The organism is Gammaproteobacteria bacterium, from assembly GCA_016200485.1.
In the GTDB taxonomy this organism is placed as follows: Bacteria; Pseudomonadota; Gammaproteobacteria; order Tenderiales; family Tenderiaceae; genus JACQEP01.
Map to the genome: position 1 here is coordinate 17,720 of JACQEP010000015.1, position 26,383 is coordinate 44,102.

A 26,383-nucleotide genomic window follows, 5' to 3' on the forward strand; every position below is an offset into this window, starting at 1 on the left:
TTATTTGGGTCGTCGGCACAGGAGGTCGTAAACATGTTTGAATTAATGGACACCTACACACAAAATGCAGTAATCAAAGTGATCGGAGTTGGTGGTGGTGGTGGTAACGCGGTTGACCACATGGTGGCCGCCAATATCGATGGCGTGGAATTCATTTGCGCCAACACCGACGCGCAAGCGCTGAAGAAATCCGGCGCCAAATCCCTGTTGCAACTGGGTGGCGGTATTACCAAAGGGCTCGGCGCTGGGGCGAATCCGGAAATCGGTCGCAAAGCCGCATTGGAGGATCGTGAACGCATCATCGAGCTGGTTCAAGGTGCCGATATGTTGTTTATCACCGCTGGTATGGGCGGCGGTACCGGTACTGGCGCCGCGCCAATTGTGGCGCAAGTCGCCAAGGAGCTGGGCATTCTGACGGTCGCCGTGGTCACCCGTCCGTTTCCCTTCGAAGGCAAGAAGCGTAATGCGATTGCCGATGCCGGGATCAAGGAACTGTCGCAATATGTAGACTCCCTGATTACGATTCCAAATGAGAAACTACTCTACGTGTTAGGCAAGAACGCCTCGTTGTTGCAGGCCTTCGGTGCCGCGAATGATGTGTTGTTGGGCGCAGTGCAGGGGATCGCGGATTTGATCACCCGTCCGGGCTTGATCAACGTTGACTTCGCCGATGTTCGCACCGTCATGTCCGAAATGGGAATGGCGATGATGGGTTCAGGTCGCGCCAGTGGTGAAGATCGCGCCCGTCGCGCGGCTGAAAGTGCGGTGGCCAGTCCGTTGCTGGAAGATATCGACCTTTCCGGCGCTTGCGGCATCCTGGTCAACGTCACTGCCGGCCTGGATATGTCGATCGGTGAGTTCGAAGAGGTGGGTAATGCAATTAAAGAATTTGCCTCCGAGAACGCTACAGTTGTGGTTGGTACGGTTATCGATCCGGAAATGAGCGACGAATTACGCGTGACGGTGGTCGCCACCGGATTGGGGCAACAAGGCAAAGCGGCGCAGCAGGCTGCCGAAAAGGCGGCCTCGGTCAAGCTGGTCTTCCACAAGGAAAAGGAAGAAGAGCGTGTCCCGGCCCCGGTTGCGGAAACGGTGCGGTACGAGCAATTTGAGCGCCCGACCGTGATGCGTAATCAAGTGGTCGCCAGCCGTGTCGCCACTGCCGCAGCGCTGGATACGAGCCTGGATTATCTCGATATCCCGGCCTTTTTACGGCGGCAGGCGGATTAACGCGGTCGATCTCTAAAGCCGAGCATGGCGATGGTGGCGTCCGAGGCGTCGAGCAGGGGCCCCGGCGAAAGCCGGGGATGCGACCGCCGGTGGGCGGCAAGCGATGGACTGCTGGGGAACTCACTTCGCGTGGATACTCCTCCGTCTCTTAGGGCAGCCATCGCCTGGGTGCGAGTTATTTTGTGATATACTTGCCCGCTTTAATTAGACTCGGCGGCGGGTAAAACACTCGGGGCGTTTGTGCGGTCTGTGTAACGATTGGAAAACAAAGAGCAAGTGGGAATGATCAGACAACGTACCCTAAAAAATGTGATTCGTGCAACAGGCGTGGGTTTGCACACCGGAGAGAAGGTATTTCTGACTCTTCGTCCCGCGCCTGTGGATAGCGGCATTATCTTTCGCCGGGTAGATCTTAATCCTGCGGTTGAGATTCCGGCGTTGGCTGAAAATGTCGGTGATACCCGTCTTTCCACCACCTTGGTTCAAGGTGATGTCAGGATTTCCACTGTAGAGCACCTGTTGTCAGCGCTGGCCGGGCTGGGGATTGATAATGCCTTTATAGAGTTGAGTGCCGCCGAAGTCCCGATTATGGACGGCAGCGCCGGTCCGTTTGTCTTTTTGATTCAGTCGGCCGGGGTGCAGGAACAGGAAGCTCCAAAGCGCTTTATTCGTATCAAAAGCAGCGTGATCATCGAAGATGGCGACAAATGGGCGCGCTTTGACCCCTTTGAAGGTTTTAAAGTCTCGTTCGCCATTGACTTTAATCACCCGGCCTTCCAAAACCGTTCCAAAGAGGCAACAGTCGATTTTTCCACGACTTCTTTTGTGAAAGAAATCAGCCGTGCCCGTACCTTTGGCTTCATGCGTGATATCGAGGCCTTGCGGGCTGCCAATCTGGCGCTTGGCGGCAGCATGGATAATGCTGTCGTGGTCGATGATTATCGTGTACTTAATAGCGAAGGTCTGCGTTATGACGACGAATTCGTCAAACACAAAGTACTGGATGCGATCGGTGACCTGTACCTGTTGGGACGTAGCCTGATCGGTGCCTTTAGCGGCTATAAATCTGGCCATGCCCTCAATAATCGTCTGTTGCGGACACTGATGGCTGATGAGGCTGCCTGGGAACTGGTCACGTTCGAAAACGAAGCTGAAGCCCCTATCTCCTTTATGCAGCCGGTTACGGCTGTTTAGTCAATTCTGTTAAATTACTTAGTTAAATATTAAGAATACCCGCTTGAAAAACAAGGGGTATTTTTTATCTATTTGAAATATAAGTAATTTTTCTAGTAGACCGAGTTCACAAAATCCCAATTTCATTGTTAAGCGGAACAAGGGGGACGTCGATAACCTTTATGCCCTTTGTTATATCCCTTGGGCATTCAGGATGATTTGCGTCCATGACGGGAGAGGCGATGTAAGGCTTCTTTGAGTTTTGGATCGTTCATGGTGCCAGCCAGTTGTAGTAATAGCGTGGCTGTGCTTTTTGACATCAAGGCGGGGTGACGGGGAGGTACAGGGCGTGGGCCGCTGATCGGCTGGATCTTGATTTCAATCTGGCGCACGTTGGCCGACTGTAAAGCACGTTCCAGGGAGGGTCCGGCCAAACGAAGTTTGGTGGCCCAGACAGGGGAATCCGTTTGGAGGACCAAGGTGGCGCCACGAACACTGATCACCCGGCAATGGGCGCGCAGTGACTCTGGCAGTAAGGATTGCACAAGGCGAGTCAGGCGCTCAAGCTCCTGAACCCGGCCAAGCAGACGGCCCAGTTCTGGTGAGGGGCTGGCCAAGCATGATTTTAGTGACGGGCGTTTTCGTGACATGAAGATGGCCAATTTCAACAAGAGAGGCAGATGACCATGGCGATTATACTACTGCCAAAAGGCTCCAAGGGTCCGGCGCTGCATTTGAATCGCGGTGCCAGTATAGCCTTGTGCGCAGCATTATTGGTGGCGCTGCCGGGAATTGCCATGTATTTGGGATATTGGCTGGGTGCCGGGTCTGGCACAGGTGGTCAGGGTGGGACGATGGGCTGGTTGCGGGAGGAGTTGAAAACCCAGCAGCAGGATATCGTCGAGGCTAAACGCCATGCCCAGGAAAATCTCAATGCGTTGACTCTGCGCTTGTCGGATTTACAGTCGCGTGTCGTGCGCCTGGATGCCGTGGGTGAGCGGATCACCGAAATGGCGAATTTGGATAAGGGCGAGTTTGACTTCACCAAACGTCCAGCGGTCGGTGGGCCTGAAAACCCAAGTGCGACGCTGGATCAGCCGGGAGTCGAAGATTTTCTTGGCTCCCTGGATGTGTTGTCAAAACAGGTGGCGGATCGTGAGCAGCAGCTTGGGGTGCTGGAGTCGATGCTGATGACCCGTAATCTGCAATCGCAAGTCTATCCGGCCGGGTTTCCGGCGGAGCACGGCTGGTTGAGTTCTTATTTTGGTGTTCGTGCCGACCCCTTTACCGGGCGTCCGGCGCGCCATGAGGGGGTCGATATTGCCGGTAAGCTAGGGACCAAAATCCTGACTGTAGCCTCTGGTGTGGTGACCTGGTCGGGCGAGCGTTATGGCTATGGCACCATGGTCGAAATCAACCACGGCAATGGTTATGTCACTCGATATGCTCATAATTCAAAGACTTTGGTGAGGCTGGGTGAAACCGTAAAGAAAGGGCAGGCCATTGCCTTGATGGGTTCGACCGGCCGTTCGACGGGGCATCACGTCCACTTCGAAGTCTGGCGCAACGGCCAAGTGGTCGATCCGCTGAAATATGTCCAGGCTACGACGGTAACCGCGGCGGTCGCCGCCAATTAAGCTTAAAGTCTCTGTTCACCACAGAGGCACAGGGTACACAGAGTAGTGCTATTTAAGAGGTGGGGGAGTGATCTGGCGGCTAACTGATTGATTGAAAATCTCTGTGTCCTCTGTGGTGAATGGTTACTATTTAAGAATAGCCGCAATTGCTTTATGATCGACGCTTTCTTGTAAAAGAAGGCGTTTTTTCTTTCCCATGGTGACCGGATTATTAAAGAAAGTCTTTGGCAGCCGCAACGAGCGCCTGTTGAAGCAGATGGACAAGGTAGTAGCACAGATCAATGCCCTGGAGCTGGGGCTGGCAGCGCTGAGCGATGCCGATCTGCGAGCCAAGACTGAAGAGTTTCGCCAACGCATCGCCAAGGGCGCGAGTCTGGACTCCCTGTTGCCTGAGGCCTTTGCCGTGGTGCGTGAGGCGGGCAAGCGTGTGCTCGGCATGCGCCATTTCAATGTCCAGCTCATCGGTGGCATGGTGCTGCACGACGGCAAGATCGCCGAAATGCGCACGGGTGAGGGTAAAACCCTGGTCGCCACCCTGCCGGTATACCTTAATGCTTTGGCCGGCAAGGGCGTTCATGTGATCACGGTCAATGATTACCTGGCCCAGCGTGACGCTGCCTGGATGGGTAAGTTGTATGAATTCCTCGGTTTGACGGTGGGCGTGATTCTCTCCGGCCAGGATCAGGACACCAAGCGCGCCGCCTATGGCGCCGACATCACCTACGGCACCAACAACGAATACGGTTTTGATTATCTGCGCGATAACATGGCGTTTCGCATCACCGACAAGGTGCAGCGCGGTTTGCAATTTGCCGTGGTCGACGAAGTGGATTCGATCCTGATCGATGAGGCGCGTACGCCGCTGATTATTTCCGGTCAGGCCGATGATAATGCCGAGCTTTATTCGAAGGTTCACACCCTGATTCCAAGGTTGGTCAAACAGGAAAAGGAAGAGGGTCCTGGCGATTACAGTGTCGATGAAAAAGCACGTCAGGTATTCCTGACTGAGATCGGACATCAACATGTCGAAGAATTGATGGAAGAAAGTGGCTTGCTGAAGCCGGGCGAGAGCCTGTACGACGCGACCAATATCACCTTGTTGCATCACTTGAATGCCGCATTACGCGCACATGCCTTGTTCCAGCGTGACGTGCATTACATCGTCAAGGATCAAGAAATTGTTATCGTTGATGAATTCACCGGCCGCACCATGATTGGCCGCCGCTGGTCCGACGGTTTGCATCAGGCGCTTGAAGCGAAAGAAGGCGTGCCGATTCAGAAAGAAAATCAGACGTTGGCAGCGATCACTTTCCAGAATTATTTCCGTCTGTATAAAAAACTGTCAGGCATGACCGGTACCGCGGATACGGAAGCTTACGAATTTCAGGAAATCTATAATCTCGAAGTGGTGGTCATTCCGCCCAATAAACCAACGGTGCGCGATGACCAGGGCGATTTGGTGTTTTTGACACAGCAGGATAAATTCAATGCCATTGTCGAAGACATTAAGGAATGTTACGAGCGCGGTCAGCCGGTACTGGTGGGTACGACCTCGATCGAAAATTCAGAACTCATTTCTGCGCAACTGAAAAAAGCCAAGATCAAGCACGAGGTCTTGAATGCCAAGCAACACGCCCGCGAAGCCGAGATTGTCTCTCAAGCTGGGCGGCCAGGTGCGGTGACGATCGCCACCAATATGGCCGGTCGCGGTACCGATATCGTGCTGGGCGGTAGTCTTGAAGTGGAGTTGCATGCTGCACAGGCCAAGGGTGCCGACGAGGCGACCTTGAACAATATTCGTGAAGAATGGAACAAGCGTCACGACGAAGTGCTGGCAAAGGGCGGGTTGCGCATTATCGGCACCGAACGCCATGAATCACGGCGCATCGATAATCAGTTGCGCGGCCGTGCTGGTCGTCAGGGTGATCCCGGATCCACACGCTTTTATTTGTCATTGCAAGATTCGTTGATGCGTATCTTTGCCTCGGATCGTGTCGCCATGCTAATGCAAAAACTCGGCATGCAGGCGGGGGAAGCGATCGAGCATCCGTGGGTGACCAAGGCGATTGAAAACGCACAGCGCAAGGTGGAAGGCCATAACTTTGATATTCGTAAGCAATTGCTCGAATATGATGATGTGGCCAACGACCAGCGTAAAGTGATTTACGAGCAGCGTAATGAATTGATGGCGTCTGACGATATTTCGGAAACGATCAATACCGTTCGTCGCAGTGTGCTGAATAATCTGATCAATAGCTTTATAGCGCCGAACAGTCTCGAAGAGCAGTGGGATGTGGCGGGGCTTGAGAATGCGCTGCGTGAAGAATTTGGGCTTCATCTTGAAATTCGCTCATGGCTCGATGCGGACGAAAACCTGCACGAAGAGCCATTACGCAAACGTATTTTAGAGAGTTTCGAGCAGGCCTATGCCGATAAGGAAGGACATGCCGGTAGTCCGGTGATGCGGCACTTTGAAAAGGCGGTGATGTTGCAGGTGCTGGATACCCAGTGGAAGGAACATCTGGCGGCGATGGATCATTTGCGCCAGGGGATACACTTACGTAGTTATGCCCAGAAAAATCCGAAACAGGAATATAAACGCGAAGCGTTCGAAATGTTCCAGCAATTGTTGGAGCGCATCAAACATGAAGTTGTCGCACTGTTGTCCAAAGTGCAGGTGCGGGCCGAAGAAGATGTGGCGGCGGTTGATGAGCAGCGCCGCAGTCATGGTGAGCTGCATTTTGAACATCCCGCTACGCCAGTGGCTGATGAAGAAGGTGGGGTTGCTGTTGAAGAAGGTGCAGCCGCTCCCTTTGTCCGTGAAGAACCCAAGGTCGGTCGTAACGATCCTTGCCCGTGTGGTTCCGGCAAAAAATATAAACATTGTCACGGCCAGTTGAGCTGAGGGTAAGCGCATGGCAGTTGGTTTGATGGGTTTGCCCACCCTGCATCCGGTTCCCGGTATCCGCTGGGGTACGGCGCAGGCCGGCATCAAAAAGCCCGGACGTACGGATGTGGTGTTAATGGAAATTGCAGCCGGTTCGACCTGCGCCGCTGTTTACACCCGCAATGCCTTCTGTGCCGCACCAGTAATCGTCGCCAAACGTCACGGTGTTGTAACTACGCCCAGCTATTTACTGATCAACACCGGTAATGCCAATGCCGGCACCGGTGAGCGTGGTCTCAAAGATGCGGAAAAGTGTTGTCAGGCCGTTGCCGAATTGATGGGTTGCCAGCCAGAGCAGGTATTGCCGTTCTCGACGGGTGTTATCGGTGAACCGTTGCCAGTGGATAAAATTCTTGCGGCATTGCCCACAGCCAAAGCCAGCTTTAACGAAGCTTTGTGGGCCGAAGCGGCGCGCGGCATCATGACCACCGACACCGTGCCCAAGGCCGCATCTAAACAAATCAGGATCAACGGTGTCACTGTGACTATCAGCGGCATTTCCAAGGGCGCGGGCATGATTCGCCCCGACATGGCCACTATGCTCGCCTACATCGCTACCGACGTTGCAATGCCTATGGCATTGTTGCAACAGGCATTGAGCGAAGCGATGAATCGCTCCTTCAATTGCATCACTGTCGATGGTGATACCTCGACCAACGATTCCTGTGTGCTTGTCGCCACCGGTAAATCCGGTGTCCGTTTTGAATCGCTCACAGCACCGGGTTTCGCACAATTCCAGCAGGCACTCAACGAAGTTTGCGAGACCTTGGCGCAAGCCATCGTCCGTGATGGTGAGGGCGCTACCAAGTTCATCACTATTGATGTCGAAGGCGGGTCCAGTTTTGCTGAATGCCGCCAGGTGGCTGATGCCGTCGCGCACTCACCGTTGGTGAAAACGGCATTTTTCGCCTCTGATCCGAACTGGGGGCGCATCCTCGCTGCGGTTGGCCGCGCTGGTGTGGCGGATCTCGACATCAACAAAATTGTGATCCACCTCGGCGATGTCTGCATTGTCCGTAATGGCGGTCGCGATCCGGAGTATACCGAGCAGGCGGGACAAAAAGTGATGGCCAACGAAGAAATCACCATTCGCATTAATCTTAATCGTGGCCAACACCGTGGCCACGTCTGGACCTGTGACTTCTCCTACGACTACGTTAAGATCAACGCTGAATATCGTACCTAAGGTGTGTTGTGGTTTTTGCTAGCCACCCAACTTATCCAGCAACAATTGTTTGATCCTGGCGCTGTTCGCTCGCGTGTACGATTGATATAGATTGGATTGTTTTGTATCAAATTCACGTTGCGAGATCAGCCTCGCGTCTCTGGCTTGACGCAGGATCGTCATCTTCACCTGGACGGCGGTTTGTATTTCGATCTCTAACTGAGCCACCCAGCCCATGTCCCGCTTCAATTGCCATTCCCGATAGGTTTTTAACAGTTTGTGCACGAGGTAGGCAGTCACGGCTGTCGTCACAATGGGCAGGCAGACTATCAAGAACTTGTACGTCGTGGGACTGACGACGTGGGTGCCGCCCTTAACCAAGCCCCAGGATGCCAGAAATCCCCTGAATGGCGATGTCGTGAACGTCGATGCCACCCATGACCCAACGAAAATACCGACAACGCCGCTGATGCTGGGAATTTGACTAAGTGACTGTTTTTTCACAAAAAAGAACAGCTCGCTAAGTTCTTTGGCGAACGTGTGTCGGTTCATTGTTTTCAGAGCGTAAAGAAAGACTGTGAGACGTGCGATTTGCTTATTCATATCGAGAGAGGCAAAGACTTTCTTTGGGAGGGGGGCAGGAACCTTCCGGGATGAGGATGGGTCTACTATTGGCGAGTATTATATTGAAGCCTAATGATTAAGTCAGCTCGCCAGATCAGCATCTATAATCATTTAAGACAAGGGCTTGCTGCCCCCACGCTTGTGGGCTATGGCCTTATACTTTATAAGTAATATTTATCCTATTTTGCCGAGGTGTCAATGTTGAACGGAATTCTCGATTTGTCCGGTTGGGGTGTATTGGCGGCAGTGCTGCTGATGACGCATATCACTATCGTCAGTGTGACGGTGTATTTGCATCGCCATCAAGCGCATCGCGCTCTGGATTTACATCCGGCGTTGGCGCATTTTTTCCGCCTCTGGTTATGGCTGACCACAGGCATGGTCACCAAAGAGTGGACAGCCATTCATCGTAAACACCACGCTCGCTGCGAGACAGTCGACGATCCGCACAGCCCGCAAATTCTTGGTATCCGCAAAGTACTGTGGCAAGGTGCTGAGTTATATCGCAAAGAATCGTTTAATCAAGAGACGCTGGATAAATATGGTCACGGGACGCCGAACGATTGGCTTGAACGAAAAATTTATTCACGCTACTCCGGTTTGGGCGTGGCGCTGATGCTGGTGTTTGATCTGATGTTGTTCGGTGTGATCGGGATTAGCGTTTGGGCGATCCAAATGATCTGGATTCCGTTTTTCGCAGCTGGTGTGATTAACGGCCTTGGCCATTTCCGTGGCTATCGCAACTTTGAAACCACCGATGCGGCAACCAATATTTCGCCCTGGGGAATTTTGATTGGTGGTGAAGAACTGCATAATAATCATCATGCCTTCCCCAGTTCCGCCCGTTTATCATCAAAGCCATGGGAGTTCGATATCGGCTGGATGTACATCCGCCTGTTTGAAAAGTTGCGTCTTGCCAAGGTGAAAAAAATCGCGATTCTGCCGGTGATTGTTGCCGATAAGCAGGCTGTCGATATTGAAACTCTGAAGGCGATTATTACCCATCGCTTTCACGTATTGGCGAGTTATTGCCGTGAAGTGATCGCGCCGGTGCTGAAAGACGAGCTAAAAATGGCCGACAGTGTACGACGCCCTTTCCTTAAACGGGCACAGCGATTATTGGTCCGTGAACAAATTTTGCTGGATGAGGTGGCGCAGAATCGCTTGAATGCACTGCTGCAACGTAGCCATGCCTTGCAAACGGTGTATCGCCACAAGATGGAGTTGCAACAGTTGTGGAGGCGTTCGGCGCAGTCACAAGAAGCCCTGGTGCAGGCATTGCAGGAATGGTGTCAACAGGCAGAAGCCACCGGGATACGCGCCTTGCAAGAGTTTTCCCGGAATCTGAAGGGATACAGTCTGGCGACTGCATAGATCAAGATAGGGCTCACGAGGTGCAAGCCGTAATGCGCCGGATGTGTTCACTAAAAAAGGATCAAATGCGCGATGATGCAAAGGATTGCGTTGTTCGGTTTCGGATTGATGTTCTGTTTGACCACCGCAGCTGCCGAGCCGGAAATAACACCATCACCTAAATCTGAACCCCTGGTTCAAACAGGCTGGGAGCAAGCCTTATTTCCCGGCTTAACGTTCGAAAAACAAACTATCACCGTCGATGATGCTTTGCGCGCCAGCGTGAGCGCGATCTATGGTGTTGATCCACCCGTTGAACCCTTCGATGTCTATTTTGCGAAAGATAGCACCGGAAAACTAGCCGGTGGTTTACTGCAAATGAGGATTCCCTATCTCAACGGCCGTTTCACCCTGGCGGTTGGTTTAAATATGGAATCGCGTATCGTGAAAGTGATGATCCCGGAGTCGGATGCCGTGATTCACATGGATGTTCATGATCTGGCCCCCCGCGGGATCGTCACACGTTATACCGTTGCCTCACTGCCGCAAGTGAAGCAAATCGCCAAAAGTTTTCAGGGGCGCAATGGCTTAGGGGCGTTAGTTGCGCAGGAAGTGTTGCGTGCGGGTGGGACGTTGAAGGTGCTGATGGATCGGGTGAAATAATTGTTCTCTCATTGCAGGATGCGCCGTGCGCACCCTGCCTGATTATCCCGATTTCTTCATCAGTACGGAATGAGATTCATCATTCCAATCCTGAACGCGGTTGCACCATTAACTCCCGTCAGGCGTATTGCTTTTACACCTTTGACGAGGGGTGATGACGCGTTGCGGCCATTGAACATGACGTAAATCCCTTTTGAACCGATATAGGTCGACCACTGTGACGCATAGGACCAGTTGCCTAGCGAATCCTGAACTTCAAGCATGATCGCGCCGATGAAATTCATGCCGTTGTACGCATTAGACCCCGTCATTGAGACCTGCATGATTGTGAGATCGAGTAGGCCGCCATTAGCGTTCGACACTTCGATCGATGGTTCATTAACATTAAACCCTGTGGCTGACGGTGCCGACGTCGGATAGGTCGGAACAAACTTAAGCGTAAACAGATTGTCACTGGTGTTCTGCACGCAATAGATGACTGCAGTGCAGTCCAACGGGCCTGCAGTGGTGAATGTCTCCTGTGCTGCGAACACGTTGCCAGAAACGACAAGTGCGGCGATGAAGTTGAGAAGTTTAGTCATATATTGCCTCCATGATGTTAAATGATATTGCCTATTTCAAAGTATAGAACCCATTTATAGACGCAAGGATGTCATGAGTAACATTAATCCTTGCTTAAAAATGATGTGAGTCGATGAATTGTGACCATACAGAGATAAGGGTGCCGTAGTTAACCACAACTTTATGTATTCGTTTTGAAGATATGAACAACCGTGTTCACATGACTCATGACCGAAAAATATGATGATATCTCATTGATTCGAGCGCGAACGTATACCGCATCTACCCGGATGAAAGTGTATTAATTATGCCCCCGCTGTTTGTTGGATAGTAATTTAGGTACTACACTTCAGAATGAAAGCGGCTATCTTTATAAATGGGTGAACGAAAAATAATTTCACTGAATAAGGAGCAGCATATGGCAGAGGCAGATGACATCCGCGCGGAACTCAAGACGCTCAAGGCGGATTTGGCGACGTTAAAGCATGACTTGGGTGATCTGGTGGGTCTGATGAAGGACCTGGGTGTGAGTAAGGGCGAAAGCGTGAAAAGCGCATTCCAGGAGCACTGGCATGAGGGCAGCGAGAAGCTGAAGCAAAAAGCATCGGCGGCCAAGAAGCGAGCGAAGGAAGCGGTTGACGATACAGAGGAGTACATCGGTGAGCACCCGCTCGCGAGCGTGGGTGTGGCCTTCGGCGTCGGATTTCTCATTGCCAAGTTGTTGGATATGAGGGGGCGGCACTGAAGCGGCTGATCGATCTTGTTATTGCCGTCGCCGACCTGATTGAGGCAGAGGGGCGGGCGCTGCGTCGTTCCACGGCGCGCTTGGGTTGGGCGCTAGGCTTGACGCTCGTGGCCGTGCTGTTTCTTGCATTGGGCGGCGGCCTGTTCTTGTGGGCGCTTTATCAATCCATTGCCATGGCGGCAGGCTCGATCGCGGCCGCCATGGCGACAGGACTGGGATGTCTGCTGGTGGCAGGAGGATTGGCATGGGGTGCACGCCGTCTGACGAACTGAGTGTTGAAGAAGCAAAGGCCCGCTTGATTGCTGCGGCCGAGGAGTTAAGCTTGGCCGGCTACGTCAAACGGCGGCCGTATACGGCGCTGATGCTGGCATGTGCCGCGGGCGCACTGTTTGGGGTTAGCCCGCGTTTACGCAAAATTGTCACAAAAGGTTTGATGCGGGGCGGGATGGGGTTGTTTTAGCACTGCAGGGTGCCACCGTGCGCACGAAAATCTAATTCTTGATGTCCACCATTTCCGGCTAAGAGCGGGCGTCTGCACTTGGTCGCTATCTCACTCAAAACGCTAGCTCTGAGCTAGGCTTCTAAGAAGCGCCTCACATGCCGAAATGCCCAGCTCACGCGGATACGGAAGAGGTCGCCATGCGTCCGACGCTGCGATGAGCTAAATATATGTTTCCCTGCCTAGTACGGAGGAAACACACCATGTACACCCATCAAGACAACACAACCCTCGGATCAGTACCTGTTCCCGAGCCGGTTGCGGCAGTCGCCGCATCTTTCGACACGGCATACGCGCGTATTCTTAAAGAGGTGGGACGCACACGCTGCGGCGCACCAAGGCCACCTTGATTTACCGGCGAACAAAGAGTCTTCGTGCCGTTCAACAGCTGCTTGGGCGCACTAAGCTGGAAAGTACAGTCCGATATCTTGGAATAAAGGTCGATGATGCCTTTGAGATGTCAGAGCAGACAGCAGTTTTAATCCATTTATTAGGCAGCGACCGCACTCTTTGCGGTCGTTCTCCGATTGTACTAGCGAGTTGAATCGGCGCATCGCCTAAATCGCTAGTCAGAATATAATTAAATTCGCATGAACATATTTGACGACAAATAATACATTCCACCTTGACATTTTGTTTCATCGAGCCTACGGTTTTTGTGTGCGTAGGCTCGTAACAATTAATGTATTCATAATATTAGAAAATATGATTGGGTGATTAAAGCCCGACTAAATTACATAATTCCGTGTAGTTCTGTAATCGAGAAATAACATTTGTTTTTCATTGGCGGCTAAATAGTGCCAGCGGAAGGATGTGTTTTGTGATCTAACATCATTAGGATGAATAACTCTGACCTTTGCGCAAGGTTGCGAGAAAATGTTGCGAGAAAATCGTTCGGGAGAACAGGGATGAAATGGATTGTGCGGAGTTCAGTGTTGTTGGGCCTCATTGGTTTTGGTCAGAGTGGATTGGCCGCTACTCAGGCTCAGATCGATCAGGCATGGAACAAAGGTCTTTCATGGCTGATGCCCAATCAGCATGGCGATGGCGGATGGAGTTCCGTTATCACTAGCGGCAATCCCACTCAGCAAGGGCTTGGAATACAGACGACTGCGGCTGTGTTAGATGCCTTGAATGCGATGGGATTCAAAAGTAATTACACGTATTCTGCGGGTGTTGCGTGGTTGTCGAATGCTGAAGCCGTGAGCGTCGACGCGTTATCACGTCAGGCGGCGGCCATAAAAAACTCGGGGGAGGATGCGACAGCATATGGCACACGGCTTGCCTCTTGGCGTAATGAGCGCTTGGCTTGGGGTGCATATTCTGGATATGAGCCTGGTTTGCCCGATACAGGTTTAGGTGTGGCAGCACTCATTGATGTGCAAGGCACCTCCTATACTAATAGCGATATCTTCAATGCCTTGTGTCAAATTCTGCCGGCACAGCTGGCTGCCCCCAATAATCTCTGGTCCTACTCGGTGACGGCTGTAACTACGGCCCCGGCGAGTCAAACTGGCGGTGCAATAATCCCGACCGTTCATGCCGTGCTTGCTCTCGGCAAAGCTAATACCCGTTTTACGGGCGGACTTGCGGAAATGGCGTTGCGTACACATTAAGTGACCGTATTATCGCAGCCATAGCAGGATTGGTGGCCAAAAAGAACGCAGATAATGGTTATGGTGATAATGGCAGCAGCGGCGTGCTGGAGACGGCGCTGGTATTGCGCGCGTTTAAAGCAGCAGACCCCGCCAACGTAAATGCGCCCACCGCCATCGACTATTTGATTGCTCAACAAGCGGCGGACGGAAGCTGGCGTGGTGATGCCTTGCAGACAGCAGAAGCGCTGATGGCCTTGGCTGCGCCGACCACGGCAGTGACGCAAAGACCCTCGGCTACGGTAATTACGGATACTGATAAAGACGGTGTGCCAGATGCCGTTGAAACACTTCTTGGTATGAACGCCAATCTGGCAGATTCGCGTGTTCTCGCGGATGGCGCTGGCAGTACGGTGACGGCGCCTGTGCAGACGCAGATGTTGGCATCGCTAACATCTCCTACCGTTAAATTAAAAAGTTCTGGCGGGAAGATTCGTGCGCTGACTAATGCTATGCCCGACAAGGTCATCAACGTTGTTATTTCCGGGACATCGGTACAATCATCCACCGCAAACAATATAAAACTTTCTCGCACGTGGGAAAAAACGGCTGATTTTGAGGTTTTCCTGGTAGGTTCATCAATGCAATTGCCAGCGATTGAGGCGGCGATAGCCAGCTTATTTGTTCCTGGGGGTATGGATGTGTTAACAACAGACGGGGAAGCAAATGGGGGGATGTATCGCGCTTATTTCGGTACGGTGGTTGCGGGCAGCTATCAAGGATTATGGGGTAAGACGCTGCTGATTCACTTCAGCGTAAACGGTGGATCATACAATGGTGTCGCATCTGTAGCTCGTGCAGGAGGAGTGCCGCGCATGATTGCAGATAAGTTCTGTATAGCCGGGGATGTAGATCATCATTGGCTGTGTCCCTCTAGTCGTATGATTCTGGCAGTTCCAGATGCGGGTGTATCTGATGTCGAGCCACTACTGCACGTGGGCGTTAATGTGCCTGCGGGTGCACAAGGTGTGACGGCCGAGGAAGCTACACGCCTTGATTCGGCACGAGTAAACGCAATGGTTTCCGGTGTCGCGGTGAGTAAGTCATTAATAAACGCAGGATTGCGTAATTTGAATAATGTCACGCTTGCTCAAATTTTCGGTAAAAATGAGCTTTCAAGCTGGCAAATAATAGATCACACGTTGCCTCAGCAGCCGATTATTGTCTGCCGGCTTGTAGATGGTGCGCAGCCAGCAAGTAATGCGCTCATCTTAAATGCCGGGTGTGATGAAACTGCTCCGGCACCGCGATCGGAATTCTCAGGCATGAGCAACGATGGCTTGGGTAGTGCAGGACTCTTGGTCGTCGAAAATGCGACTGTCGATAAACTTATCACTTGTCTGAATACAGCGAATAGTGGTGGTAGCTTCGAAGTGGCTGGCCATGAAGCGCGCGTCGCCCCAGGCGGTTTTGCTATCGGTGTGCTCAGTGTTGATCATCAGCCTGGACATGGCGATCAGTTTGATTATATTGCCTTGAACGGTATGAGCCCGACCAAGTTTAATGCGATGACCGGAGTTTATAACCAATTTACCGAAACCTGGATGCAATGGCGTCGAGAGGCAGTAAATGAAGTCGCGCCACCTTCGGGAATTAAGCTTGCTGCGCTCCAGGTGCTGCGCGGGCAGTTAGCTAGCCCTGATGTGCTCAGAGGATTGCCGGGGACAGTTGCGCTCGCCGGAACTGAGGGAATGTGGGTGAGCCGTGGTGGAGATTCTTGCCGGGCGCTGCGCTAATCAAAGTTATGTTTCCGAATGAACTTAACTTACCGCCAGGGATTCGGTGGATACTCCGGTTGCGTTAAACGATCGAAATCAGGAAGATTTAGGGGAAAACCATATGCGCGTTATTGCCAAGTTACTTATGCTTAGTCTATTGACCACGCCAGTTTGGGCGGATGGCAATGATCCGGCGCCAATCCCTCAGGAAGTGATTGATAAAGTAGTGGCGCGTCCTCTAGAGAGCGGGGGAAATCTGTTGCCACTGCGGGTTGAGCAAAAATTAGATGCTACCTTGGAACAGCTTGATCGGCTCGAACGTAGCCGTATTTCCGCAAACCTGACGCAGGCCGATGCTGCCAGTTTGTCAGTTAACAGCAGGGATTTCGAAGCGCTACGTTTAGAAGCGCGTAGTCAATTAACGGCGGCTCGAAGCCGTTTGCTTAAGTCCGGTTTGACCTCGCAAGTCAAAAAGCTGGATGCAATGGCGGTGATGGTGGAAGATCGTTTTGAGCGCGTCGCTCAAGCGCTAGGATCATTGCATAATGCCAAAGATGATGCTGGACGCAAGAATGCCAAAGAACAGCTAAAAGGTGTGCTGCGCAAATTGCACAAACCTGAGGATCCAACAGCATTTCAACATCCGATTACTACCTTTGGCTATGATGTTCCACTGAAGTCAAAGCCCCAACAGCCCGCGACGGATTTGCCTGGCTATCTGGCGTTGGGTTCACCGCGAGGTGTGCAACTAGCCTTTAATGGTGATCTTCTATTGTTGGCGGGTACTCCGCCTGTAACGCCACCAGAAGCAACACAGTGCAGTTACACCGCGGCAGATTTGGACAAGAGCGCCACGGCTCAATTCGAGGTGCGTGCCACCCCTGAAATCACAGCGCTTGCCGATTCGCTCGATTATTCTCCTGTCAAAATATACAAGTGGGTGTACGACAATATTGCCTATGAGCCTTACTACGGCTCACTTAAGGGTGCACAGGGTGCGTTGTTGTCGCGCGCCGGGAATGATACTGATCAGGCTTCGTTGTTAATCGCTTTGTTGCGCGTTTCCAATATTCCTGCCCGTTATGTCAAAGGGCAAGTCTGGGCAATGGATGCGACATCAGCGGGCGCGAATGCGAAGATCGCCAAATGGTTGGGCGCCAAGAGCTACGATGCCGCCGCGAACATGTTGTCGCAAGGACGTAATCCGAGTGTTGGGTTTATTACCAATGCCAGCAGCCAAAAGATTGGAGTTTCGTTTGTGCATGTGTGGGTCGAAGCCTGTGTGCCATATGCGCATTATCGTGGGGCGAGGGTCGACACCAGCGGTAATCGCTGGATACCGCTGGATCCCGCGTTCAAAGAAAAGACTTATCAGGCAGGCATCGCTACCAATGTCAGTTTCGATTACAACAGCTATTTAGCCAATCGCAAAAACGGCCCTGACAGTCTGCCGCATGAAGCCTATGCGCAGCAGGTCGAGACCAGTATCAAGTCTTCCAATGCGAATGCGACGTTAGAGGATGTTCCCTATAGCGGCCGGACTAATCCAATGCGGATCGATGTGATGCCGGCCAGTTTACCTTTTTCTGTCAACCAATTCCTGGCGTGGGCAGGCAGTACCTCTGCTGAGACATCGTCATTGCCCGATAGTCATCGATACAAGTTTAGTATTAAAGTAAGCAATTCAGCCAATACACAGCTTGCTGCTACGACACTGCAATTACCGGAACATATCTTAAAGCGCATTACCTTGTCGCCCAAGGGTGCGACGGCTGCGGATCAGACCGCACTTGACAGCTGGCGCCTGGATGGCAGTGTGAGCTCTGCTGCGCCGTGCACGATTAATACGTTGCCCGTTGTGAAATCAGAGGGCGTCGACGTGGTGGCTGGTACAGCAGCAGTGGGCTTATGTACGACAAATAACCGTTTAAATTTACAGATGCTGTTACCCGAGCTCGCAGCCGGTGACTGCAATTCCGTGCCCGCGAGTGCGGCCTGTTTGAACGGCGTGACCTACACGAACATCGGCGCCGCCAATTATCATGCCTTGCAGGCCTACGGTTTTCAGGCTTCCAATCAACATTTGGCGGCGCGGGGGGAGAAGCTATTGGCGGCGGTCAGGAATATTGCCAATCCCAATACTAATCTTGAAGAGACCGAAGGCGAGTATTTGAATTTGGTTGGTCTCAAGTACATGCGTTATTTCAGCGATGCCAATAAGACTGTCGGTAGGCTGGATGGTGGGTCTGGTGAGAGTGGTAATCATCTGGGATTGATCTCATCGCAGATGAAGGTGGCTTATCTCTTCGATCTTCCCTTCGCGGTGAATCGTAGCGGTTTTCTGGTCGATGTGCCGGGTGGGCGTAGCCGCAACGTCGATTTAACGTCCGGTGCACTGGTCTACAAGACCTTCCTGTTGTCTGGGTATAGTGCGTCGGCCTATGAGTCATACATCTGGCAGGAAAACTCCCGCATGGATGCCGTTTCGACGGTGCGTGGTATTCAGTATGCGCGCGAAACCGGTATCGAGGTATTGACACTAACGACAGCCAATTGGAGTGTGGCAGGTGACACCGCCTGCGCCAACACCACTAGCCAGTGTTACAAGTTTACCCACAATACCAATGCGGCTCTCAATTATTCCACCGCTGAAGTCAACGCCATCAAGGCCAACTACATAGATGATGGCAGGACGGTCACCATTCCGCGCAGCCTGATCCTGTATAACAATTGGAAAGGATCAGTCTATGTCGCGGAAAAAAATGCACTGCCAACTTCGGCACAGGCATCATTCATCATTGGTGGCACCTATGCGGGTGGTTACACTACTACCACGCCACTGATATTCAGTTACTCGCCCACGCTCAATACTGGGTATTTCAACCCCAGCACGGTGCCATCGACCGCCAACCCATTGGGTTTACCGTTGATCACCATCGGCGGCGGCGGTGTGGGTAATGGCCGGACTCACTACAATTCCTGGGCCGGTGATCCGGTCAACATGGTCACGGGGAACGTTTACCACACCGAGCGCGATATTTCGATTCCGGGTCGCGGCGGGTTGCCGATCGTATTCGAGCGGTCTTATAACAGTCGTGCAGCAACCCTGGATACCACATGTGCACCAATGGGCTGTGGTCGGACCCATAGCTTCAATCACTATCTCAAGTTCTATGGCGTGGAAGGTGGGATGGCCAAAGTATCCTGGGTGGATGGCACAGGTGGCGAAAAGTTTTTCTCAACTACCGCCCATACTAATGGCGATATCACTCTCGGTACCACACTGAGTAATCCGCCCGGTATTTTCGCTACCTTTAAACGTGAAGCGAGCGGGGTCTATACCCTCCGCGAGAAAAACGGCTTGACGTACACCTTCGCCAATGTCGCGGGGACATCAACCGGTGGCCAGCGCGCGCGGATGGATAAGATTGTGGACGCAAATGGCAATACATTGAACCTGGTCTATGACGCATCCAATCAGCTCACGCAAGTCAAAGATACTGTCGGTGCCAGCGGCCGTGCATTGACGTTTACCTATACCGGTGGACGCATTACCCAAATCACCGACTTCGCCTCGCCGGTACGCAGTTATCAATACAGCTATGAGGCCGATGGCGATCTTGCGTCGTTCAAAAATCCCCTGGCCGTGTCTTCGCCTGCGACGCAGCCGCCGGTGAATTACGCCTATTACACGACGGCGGATGGCGCGAATCTAAATCACGCGCTCAAGACCTATACGCTGCCACGCGGCAACGGCATGAAATTCGAGTACTATGCCGATAGCCGTGCTTTCCGCCATTCCACGTTGGCGTGCGCGACCGCTGCAACATCGCCGACGTGCCAGGTCAACACCTTCACTTACAATGACTTCCGCCGCGAGGCGGTGCAGGTCAGTGAACGTGGTTATGCCCGGCGTTTCTTCTTTGATCAATACGGCAATCCGTTACAGATCGTCGAAGAAAACGGCGCTACCCATGATTACACGTACGACGCCGCCAATCCCTACAATCGTTTGAGCAAGATCGATGCCCTCGGCTACAAGACGCTGTATGCCTACGATGCCAGCGGCAACGTCACCAGCATCACCACGCCACGATTGGCCACCGTTACCTTCGACAATTACAACACGTTCAATCAGCCGCAGCGCGTTAAGGACGCACGCGGCAACTATACGGTGATGAAATACGATGCCAAGGGCAATCTGCTTGAATCAATCAAGCTCAAGACCGGGATAGTGCCGGTGATTCCCTATACCCCAGTCGCTACAGACGTCATCGCCTGGACCATCAATACCTATGGCGCCTATGGCAATCTGCTCACCGCCAAGCCAGTGAAAAATGCCGCCAGCCCTGCCGGCCAAGGGCCTGTTATTACTTATGCCTATGACGCCAATAGTCTTTATCCCACCAGCATCAGCCGGACAGGGGATAAAAATGGCGATGGGGTGAGTGATGCCGCCGATACCAAAACGCTGGTTTACGATATTGTGGGTCGCGTCACGACCGATATCGACGCTGACTGGCACACCACCACCTTTGTATATGACACCGTCGACCGTGTCACTTCAGGGACCGATGCCATCGGTAAGCCACGTAGTTACAGCTATGATCAAAACGGAAATCTGACTGAAAACAAACTCGTCATCAGTGCCGTCACCTATGACCGGGCGGTGTACAGTTACGATCTCTCAGACCGCCGCACCCAGGTGACCGATTTCGGTAATGGCAGCGGCAATGCCGTCAGCACTACCGTCTATGATGCCACCGGCAATCTGGTCAAGATCACCGACCCGGACGGATTTTCGCTAGGCTTTGAATATGACGAAGCTAACCGCGCCGTGCGTGCCTTCGACAAGGAAGGTAATCATGTCTATATGAGTCGCGATATCGACGGCAAACCCAAATGCACCCGCGACCCCAACGGCAATGCCGTCTTCTACACCTACTGGGATAAAACCCGCGACGGCCGCCTGAAACGGGTTACCGCACCGAGTGCCAACGCCTGCCCCGGCAGTGCGCCCACCACTGGCGTGCGCGCGGTCGAGTACGACTACGACGCCAACGGCAATGTCATCGCCACCACCGAGATCGGCAGCGACAACACTACCCGTACCCATTTCACCAGCTACGACGAACTCAACCGCCCTGTGCAAGCCATCGGCCCGACCTACACCGATGCCACGCTCGGCAGCATCCGCCCCGTCACCCAATACAGCTACAATTTGCTCGGCCATTTGACTCAAGTGCAGGCTGGCTATTGCGCCTCTAGCACCACCGGTTGTGCCGCCGCCGCAGTGCTGAGCCCGCAACTGACCACGGTTGCCGACGACTTCGGCCGCAAAATCAAAGAGACCGACGCCAACGGCAAGTTCTGGAGCACCAGCTACGACATCAACAACAACCCCACGCAAATCACCGACGCCAAAGGCCAGCTCACCGCAATGAGCTGGAACTACGGCCATCTGTTGGCGACGCGCACCAACCTTGCCGCCGGCAACGTCGCGCTCACCTACAACAACCTCGGCCAAGTGCAAACCGCCAACACCAAGACAGCCGGCAGCGCCACCACCGACCTGATCAACTACAGCTCTACCTACGACAGCCTCAATCGGCTCAACACTATCACTGACAATCGCGGCGGCATCGTGCTGGACTATGACTTCAGCCCCGGCGGCCTGCTCAACAAATTCAAAGACAGCCACGGTAACGAAACCAATTATGTCTACGACGCTGTCGGAAGACTCGCCAGTCTCTGGGCCCCGAACTACGGCACCGTCTCGTATCGTTACGACGCCGGTGGCCGCCTGCTCGAAAAATGGTTACCCAACGGCGTCAGCGCCCGTTACACGTACAACGCCGACAACACGCTCGCCAGCCTCATCAACCGCCGCACCAGCACGGCCATCATCAGCCAGCACAGCTACCTCTACGACGCCTACGCCAACCGCCGCCAGCAGGTCGAAACCATCAACGGCGCCGCGCTCACCAACAACTACACCTACGACAGCCTCAATCGATTGCTCACCGCCGCCAACGGCACCGTCACCCAGGATCAGGGTTACAGTTATGATCCGCTCAATAATCTCACGAGCAAAACCCTCGGCACCCCCGTCACCGCCACCACGAACTACACCTACGACGTCGCCCACCAACTGCTCGAAACCCGCGATGCCACCAGCACCCTGCTCAGCGCCTTTGTGCTCGACGCCAACGGCGCCCTCACCAAAAAGTGCGAAGGCGGCACCGTCACCCGCACCGCCACGGATTGCAGCGGCACCACTGTCACCAGCCTCAGCTACGACCCCTTGAACCGCCTCACCCAAGCCGTCAAAGGCGCCACTACTGAAAGCTACGCCTATGACGAACAAGGCCGCCGCATCCGCAAGATCAGCGGTGCCACCACAACGAACTACCTCTACACCGGCCCCGATATTCATGCCGAATACGGCACGGCGTATACCACGCCCAACGCAATCACCGTCCACGGCCCCAACGACGACGACCCCATCATGCGTCTCACCGGCACGGGCACCGCCGCCGTTCCCACGTACTATCATCAGGACGGCCTCGGCAGTGTCGTCGCCACCAGCAGCAGCACCGGCACCGTCGCCGCCAGCCAGCGCTTCGACGCCTGGGGCAACGTCCTCAGCGCCAGCGGCGCCATCGCCCAGTATGGCTACACGGGAAGAGAGCCGGATGCCACCGGCTTGATCTACTACCGCGCGCGGTACTACGATCCCACCATCGGACGGTTCACGCAGCGGGATCCGATTGGGCTGGCAGGTGGAATTAATCGGTATGCGTATGTGGGGAATAATCCGGTTAATTACACCGATCCGAGGGGCTTGTTCATCTCCTCGTTCTCATCGATCAACGCGGGCTCGTTCTTAGGGTCGGGAGGTGGTGCGAGTAAGGGCGCGTCTAACACCAGCAGCTCAGTTTACGCCGCCCTGGACCAGTGGTTCTCGTTGGCGGATTTGACGGCGGGGAGGCAAAGCCTGGGTGGAAGCTCCTGGGGAAGCCAGGGATTTGGCAGCAGTTACACCAATGGTTGGCCTTCGAGCTGGTATCCGGATAATTGGTTCGCGGATACTCGTATACAGGTGGCGGCGGCTGTTCCAATGCCTGCCCCCGTCGTTATCCCCGATTTCCGATTGCCAGCACCTAATCCTTGGTGGCTGTTGTTATACCCTACACCTGCGGGTGAGGGTTCGGATATCATTCCCCCTGGCCCCTATTTCAATGATAAATCGAGGCAGTCAAAACCAGATGGATGTCCAACTGGAACTATTCCGATTGACCAGGCAAAGGGGAAATTCAAGTGGGATAAGGATGATGTGCATAAGATTAAGAAAAGGGCTGACGCCAATCCGACAGACTGGACGGGAGTATCACCAAATGGACATATTTGGACCGGAGACGGAAAGGGGAATGCCGTTGATAATGGTCATTGGACGGGGTTGATTAAATGACGAGGGGCATAAGATTTAGCGCTTCTTTTAGGGCGCGTCATCCCACGAAAACGGCTCAAGAAGTTGTTGATCAGTTCGGCTTGCAACCAGATGTTATGCATTCTGTGGGAAGTCAGCGCATGACTCCGAAAGGTAATTTGCTAAACGGAGTTTACGAAAGAACCTCCGTTTTATTTCCCTTTGATGTTGAAGAATACGATTCCGTGGAAGAATTTCTTCTTCATATGCTCGACGCTGATTTTTTGAAGGATGAGGCGCGTCTTAGTGAATTTGTTTCTACTGGAGGTAGGTTGGAATTCTTTTTAGGAATATTCTGTGAAAATAACGGTGGTATCGAGTTCGACACGGATTTGATGAGAAGGCTGGCGGCAAAAGGTGTCTCATTATCTTTGGATATTTACGGAAGCACATAGCCCCGTAGCGTGGGCACATTATCTGTAGAAGTCACGATCTGATCTGACACCTGACTTGAAAAAGTGAGGGTTACCGGTTTTGATTGAAGTGCGAACTTTAATCAAAACCAACTCAAGAGGTAACCCTCATGCTACATAACTCGTAACGTGGGCTGTGAGATGCGGTAGGTTGGCGCTGAACGCTTTTTGTGAAGCCCAACTTAACAGCCCTGCATAGCGTGGATGGTTGACGTGTCCCATGAATTGCTGCGCCGTGACGCCTCACCATCATTCAGAGAACCATCATTGATGGCAGCCCGCGTAGGATGCGGTGAATGCAATGAACCGCATCGATCGCGAAGGACACGATTGATGGGAATTAGGGCCAGGTTCAACTTCATCCTGTTATCCTACCGGAATAACCGATGCAAACAAGGTGAGAAGGGTGATGCGCGACCTTAACCAGAACTTTGCACCCAACGCCGTTCGTCGGTCACAAAGCATCGACTTCAGCCCCGGCGGCCTGCTCAATAAATTCAAAGACAGCCACGGCAACGAAATCAACTACGTCTACGATGCCGCAGGCAGACTCGCCAGTCTGGGCCCCCCACTACGGCACCGTTTCTTATCGCTACGACGCCGGTGGCCGGCTGCTGGAAAAATGGTTACCCAACGGCGTCACCGCCCATTACATCTGGAACGCCGATTTTACCCTAGCCAGTTGCACCATACTATTTCTACGACGCATACGCCAATCGCCGCCAGTAGATCGAGACACCATCCGCCCCTCACCTACGACTACGACAGCCGCAACCCGCATCACCCAGATGAGCAATCTGTTTGAATTCAGTGGTGCCAGCCAAAATGGAAAAGGAGCATAGTCATCTTACAAAAACACTAGTAGTGACCGGCCTGGAAGATGGGTAACAAAAAAGTCTGAGGACATGGGTTACAGGTTTCGATCACGAAAGTACTTAAACGACTGCTTTCCACAACTGTGGCCGTCTCCTATGGGGTCGAGAGCGGAAACTAAGGTTCGAAAGAGATAACCTTTTGTGTTTTCGTGCAGTCATTACAGCCAAGAAACAAAAAACCCGCCAATGGCGGGTTTCTCGTTTTTAACCTGAAGCACGAAAGCCTTACTTGATCTTGGCTTCTTTATAGACAACATGCTTGCGGACGACGGGATCGAATTTCATGATCTCCATCTTCTCGGGCTTGGTCCGTTTGTTCTTGGTGGTGGTGTAGAAGTGGCCGGTTTCGGCACTGGACACCAGTTTGATCTTTTCGCGTGCGCTCTTCGCCATGGGTTATCTCCTTAAATGCTTTCGCCGCGGGCGCGGATGCCGTCGAGCACGGTTTTGATACCTTGCTTGTCGATGATGCGCAGGCCGTGGTTAGAAACACACAGTTTGATAAAGCGGCCTTCTTCTTCAACCCAGAAACGGTGGGTATGAAGGTTGGGTAGGAAGCGGCGCTTGGTTTTGTTATTGGCGTGGGAAACGTTGTTTCCAACCTGGGGGCGCTTGCCCGTGACCTGACAGATTCTCGACATGGACCTTCTCCAACAAAATCTTTTTAAATAGCCACGTACTCCCGTGGCGGGGAAAGCGCGAATTTATACCAGATTTAGACGGGGCGAGCAAGTTTGATATTTATTTGGACCCACCCTCGGCAACTGCTCCTGCGTTGTCCTACCTCGTGCATCCATGCACTCGCACCCCTTGCGGCACCCCTCCTCGCGCGCGAGGAGGGGATAAGCGCATCGGTTCGGTTGTGTCGCCTGCGGCGACGGCTTGGTGGGTTACGCCAGCCTTGCTGGCTAACCCACCCTACATATAATTCAATGAGTTACATCAAGCCCCGCTCGGCGAGAGAAGTTGCGGGGCCGTCGCCGATGATCAGGTGATCCAGCACCCGAATGTCGACCAAGGCCAGCGCCTCTTTGAGGCGGCGGGTGAGGCTGAGGTCGGCTTGGCTGGGTTCGGCTACGCCAGAGGGGTGGTTGTGGGCAAGGATGACGGCAGAGGCGTTGTGGCTGAGGGCTTTCTTCACCACTTCGCGCGGATGGACGCTGGCGCCGTCGAGGGTGCCGAAGAATAGCTCTTCGAAACGGATCACCCGCAGGCGGGTGTCGAGAAACAGGCAGGCGAAGACTTCGTGCGGGTAGTGGCGGAGCTTGGCGCTGAGGTAGCGGCGCGTGTCTTCCGGGTTGCTGAGGGCGTCGCCGCGCTGCAGGGTCTCGCCGAGGTGACGGCGAGCCATTTCCATCGTGGCTTGCAGCTGCGCGTACTTGGCATCGCCGAGGCCTTTGGCGCGGCAGAAACCCTTGCGGTCGGCTTCGAGCAGGGCACGCAGGCCACCGTATTCGTCGAGCAGGTCGCGGGCGAGGTCGACGGCGGTCTTGCCGGGGATGCCGGTGCGCAAGAAAATCGCGAGCAGTTCAGCATCGGAAAGTGAGCTGGGACCACGCTCCAGCAGTTTTTCACGGGGACGTTCGGCGTCCGGCCAGTCGGTGATGGGCATTTCCTTGCCTTTTTCGTTTCGATT

At 53.3% G+C, this 26,383-nt stretch carries 21 protein-coding genes and 1 pseudogene; 16 read left to right on the top strand and 6 right to left on the bottom strand.

From position 1 onward, the window contains the following. The first annotated feature begins 33 nt into the window (after positions 1-33). Complete coding sequence (ftsZ, locus tag HY272_09760; protein ID MBI3772971.1) at positions 34-1,230, top strand: cell division protein FtsZ; 1,197 nt, start codon at positions 34-36, stop codon at positions 1,228-1,230. Between the two features lie 282 nt (positions 1,231-1,512). Continuing rightward, positions 1,513-2,424, top strand: a complete 912-nt coding sequence (locus HY272_09765; GenBank protein ID MBI3772972.1) for a UDP-3-O-acyl-N-acetylglucosamine deacetylase — start codon at positions 1,513-1,515, stop codon at positions 2,422-2,424. A gap of 188 nt (positions 2,425-2,612) precedes the next feature. On the opposite strand, the gene HY272_09770 is transcribed toward HY272_09765, so the two are convergent. Further along, positions 2,613-3,053, bottom strand: a complete 441-nt coding sequence (locus HY272_09770) for a DUF721 domain-containing protein (protein MBI3772973.1) — start codon at positions 3,051-3,053, stop codon at positions 2,613-2,615. A 36-nt stretch (positions 3,054-3,089) separates the two neighbouring features. On the opposite strand from HY272_09770, the gene HY272_09775 reads away from it, so the two are divergent. The 3 genes from HY272_09775 (at position 3,090) to argJ (ending at position 8,173) form a co-directional block, all read left to right on the top strand. Next, positions 3,090-4,040 (top strand): M23 family metallopeptidase, encoded by a 951-nt coding sequence (locus tag HY272_09775; protein ID MBI3772974.1) that lies wholly within the window; start codon positions 3,090-3,092, stop codon positions 4,038-4,040. Between the two features lie 199 nt (positions 4,041-4,239). Next, positions 4,240-6,945 carry a preprotein translocase subunit SecA gene (secA, locus tag HY272_09780; GenBank protein MBI3772975.1) on the top strand — a complete coding sequence of 902 codons (2,706 nt, stop codon included), beginning with the start codon at positions 4,240-4,242 and terminating at the stop codon, positions 6,943-6,945. Between the two features lie 10 nt (positions 6,946-6,955). Next, a complete protein-coding gene (argJ, locus tag HY272_09785; protein ID MBI3772976.1) occupies positions 6,956-8,173 on the top strand; it encodes a bifunctional glutamate N-acetyltransferase/amino-acid acetyltransferase ArgJ in 1,218 nt (405 codons plus the stop codon). An 18-nt stretch (positions 8,174-8,191) separates the two neighbouring features. On the opposite strand, the gene HY272_09790 is transcribed toward argJ, so the two are convergent. Beyond that, positions 8,192-8,704 carry a hypothetical protein gene (locus HY272_09790; GenBank protein ID MBI3772977.1) on the bottom strand — a complete coding sequence of 171 codons (513 nt, stop codon included), beginning with the start codon at positions 8,702-8,704 and terminating at the stop codon, positions 8,192-8,194. Between the two features lie 270 nt (positions 8,705-8,974). Here HY272_09790 and HY272_09795 point away from each other — a divergent pair, with 270 nt between their 5' ends. Further along, a complete protein-coding gene (locus HY272_09795; GenBank protein MBI3772978.1) occupies positions 8,975-10,150 on the top strand; it encodes a fatty acid desaturase in 1,176 nt (391 codons plus the stop codon). Positions 10,151-10,222: 72 nt separating this feature from the next. Continuing rightward, a complete protein-coding gene (locus tag HY272_09800) occupies positions 10,223-10,792 on the top strand; it encodes a hypothetical protein (GenBank protein ID MBI3772979.1) in 570 nt (189 codons plus the stop codon). A gap of 59 nt (positions 10,793-10,851) precedes the next feature. Here HY272_09800 and HY272_09805 read toward each other — a convergent pair whose 3' ends face one another. After that, entirely contained in the window at positions 10,852-11,373 is a 522-nt protein-coding gene (locus HY272_09805; protein MBI3772980.1) for a hypothetical protein, read from the bottom strand. Positions 11,374-11,771: 398 nt separating this feature from the next. Here HY272_09805 and HY272_09810 point away from each other — a divergent pair, with 398 nt between their 5' ends. The 9 genes and pseudogenes from HY272_09810 to HY272_09850 all read left to right on the top strand — a co-directional run bounded on the left by HY272_09810 (position 11,772) and on the right by HY272_09850 (position 24,714). Beyond that, positions 11,772-12,098 (top strand): DUF883 family protein, encoded by a 327-nt coding sequence (locus HY272_09810; protein MBI3772981.1) that lies wholly within the window; start codon positions 11,772-11,774, stop codon positions 12,096-12,098. 80 nt (positions 12,099-12,178) lie between these two features. Beyond that, the gene (locus tag HY272_09815) at positions 12,179-12,370 is read left to right on the top strand and encodes a hypothetical protein (protein ID MBI3772982.1); all 192 of its coding nucleotides are present in this window, start codon (positions 12,179-12,181) and stop codon (positions 12,368-12,370) included. Continuing rightward, a complete protein-coding gene (locus HY272_09820) occupies positions 12,343-12,558 on the top strand; it encodes a hypothetical protein (protein ID MBI3772983.1) in 216 nt (71 codons plus the stop codon). The genes HY272_09815 and HY272_09820 overlap by 28 nt, the downstream gene beginning before the upstream one ends. A gap of 252 nt (positions 12,559-12,810) precedes the next feature. After that, positions 12,811-13,075 (top strand): annotated as a pseudogene (locus HY272_09825) (tyrosine-type recombinase/integrase). A 430-nt stretch (positions 13,076-13,505) separates the two neighbouring features. Beyond that, on the top strand, positions 13,506-14,213 hold the full coding sequence (locus HY272_09830) for a hypothetical protein (protein ID MBI3772984.1): 708 nt from the start codon (positions 13,506-13,508) through the stop codon (positions 14,211-14,213). Between the two features lie 32 nt (positions 14,214-14,245). Further along, the gene (locus tag HY272_09835; protein ID MBI3772985.1) at positions 14,246-15,988 is read left to right on the top strand and encodes a hypothetical protein; all 1,743 of its coding nucleotides are present in this window, start codon (positions 14,246-14,248) and stop codon (positions 15,986-15,988) included. 103 nt (positions 15,989-16,091) lie between these two features. Continuing rightward, positions 16,092-23,441 carry a type IV secretion protein Rhs gene (locus HY272_09840; protein MBI3772986.1) on the top strand — a complete coding sequence of 2,450 codons (7,350 nt, stop codon included), beginning with the start codon at positions 16,092-16,094 and terminating at the stop codon, positions 23,439-23,441. Beyond that, the gene (locus HY272_09845; protein ID MBI3772987.1) at positions 23,438-23,854 is read left to right on the top strand and encodes a hypothetical protein; all 417 of its coding nucleotides are present in this window, start codon (positions 23,438-23,440) and stop codon (positions 23,852-23,854) included. Before HY272_09840 ends, HY272_09845 begins: the two co-directional genes overlap by 4 nt. A 554-nt stretch (positions 23,855-24,408) precedes the next feature. Then, complete coding sequence (locus tag HY272_09850) at positions 24,409-24,714, top strand: hypothetical protein (protein MBI3772988.1); 306 nt, start codon at positions 24,409-24,411, stop codon at positions 24,712-24,714. A 258-nt stretch (positions 24,715-24,972) separates the two neighbouring features. On the opposite strand, the gene rpmG is transcribed toward HY272_09850, so the two are convergent. From rpmG to radC, 3 genes are all read right to left on the bottom strand, one after another. Continuing rightward, positions 24,973-25,140, bottom strand: a complete 168-nt coding sequence (gene rpmG, locus HY272_09855) for a 50S ribosomal protein L33 (protein MBI3772989.1) — start codon at positions 25,138-25,140, stop codon at positions 24,973-24,975. A gap of 11 nt (positions 25,141-25,151) precedes the next feature. After that, positions 25,152-25,388: a 50S ribosomal protein L28 gene (rpmB, locus tag HY272_09860; GenBank protein ID MBI3772990.1), complete on the bottom strand. Its 237-nt coding sequence runs from the start codon at positions 25,386-25,388 to the stop codon at positions 25,152-25,154. A 296-nt stretch (positions 25,389-25,684) separates the two neighbouring features. Beyond that, on the bottom strand, positions 25,685-26,359 hold the full coding sequence (gene radC, locus HY272_09865) for a DNA repair protein RadC (GenBank protein ID MBI3772991.1): 675 nt from the start codon (positions 26,357-26,359) through the stop codon (positions 25,685-25,687). Between the last annotated feature and the right edge of the window lie 24 nt (positions 26,360-26,383).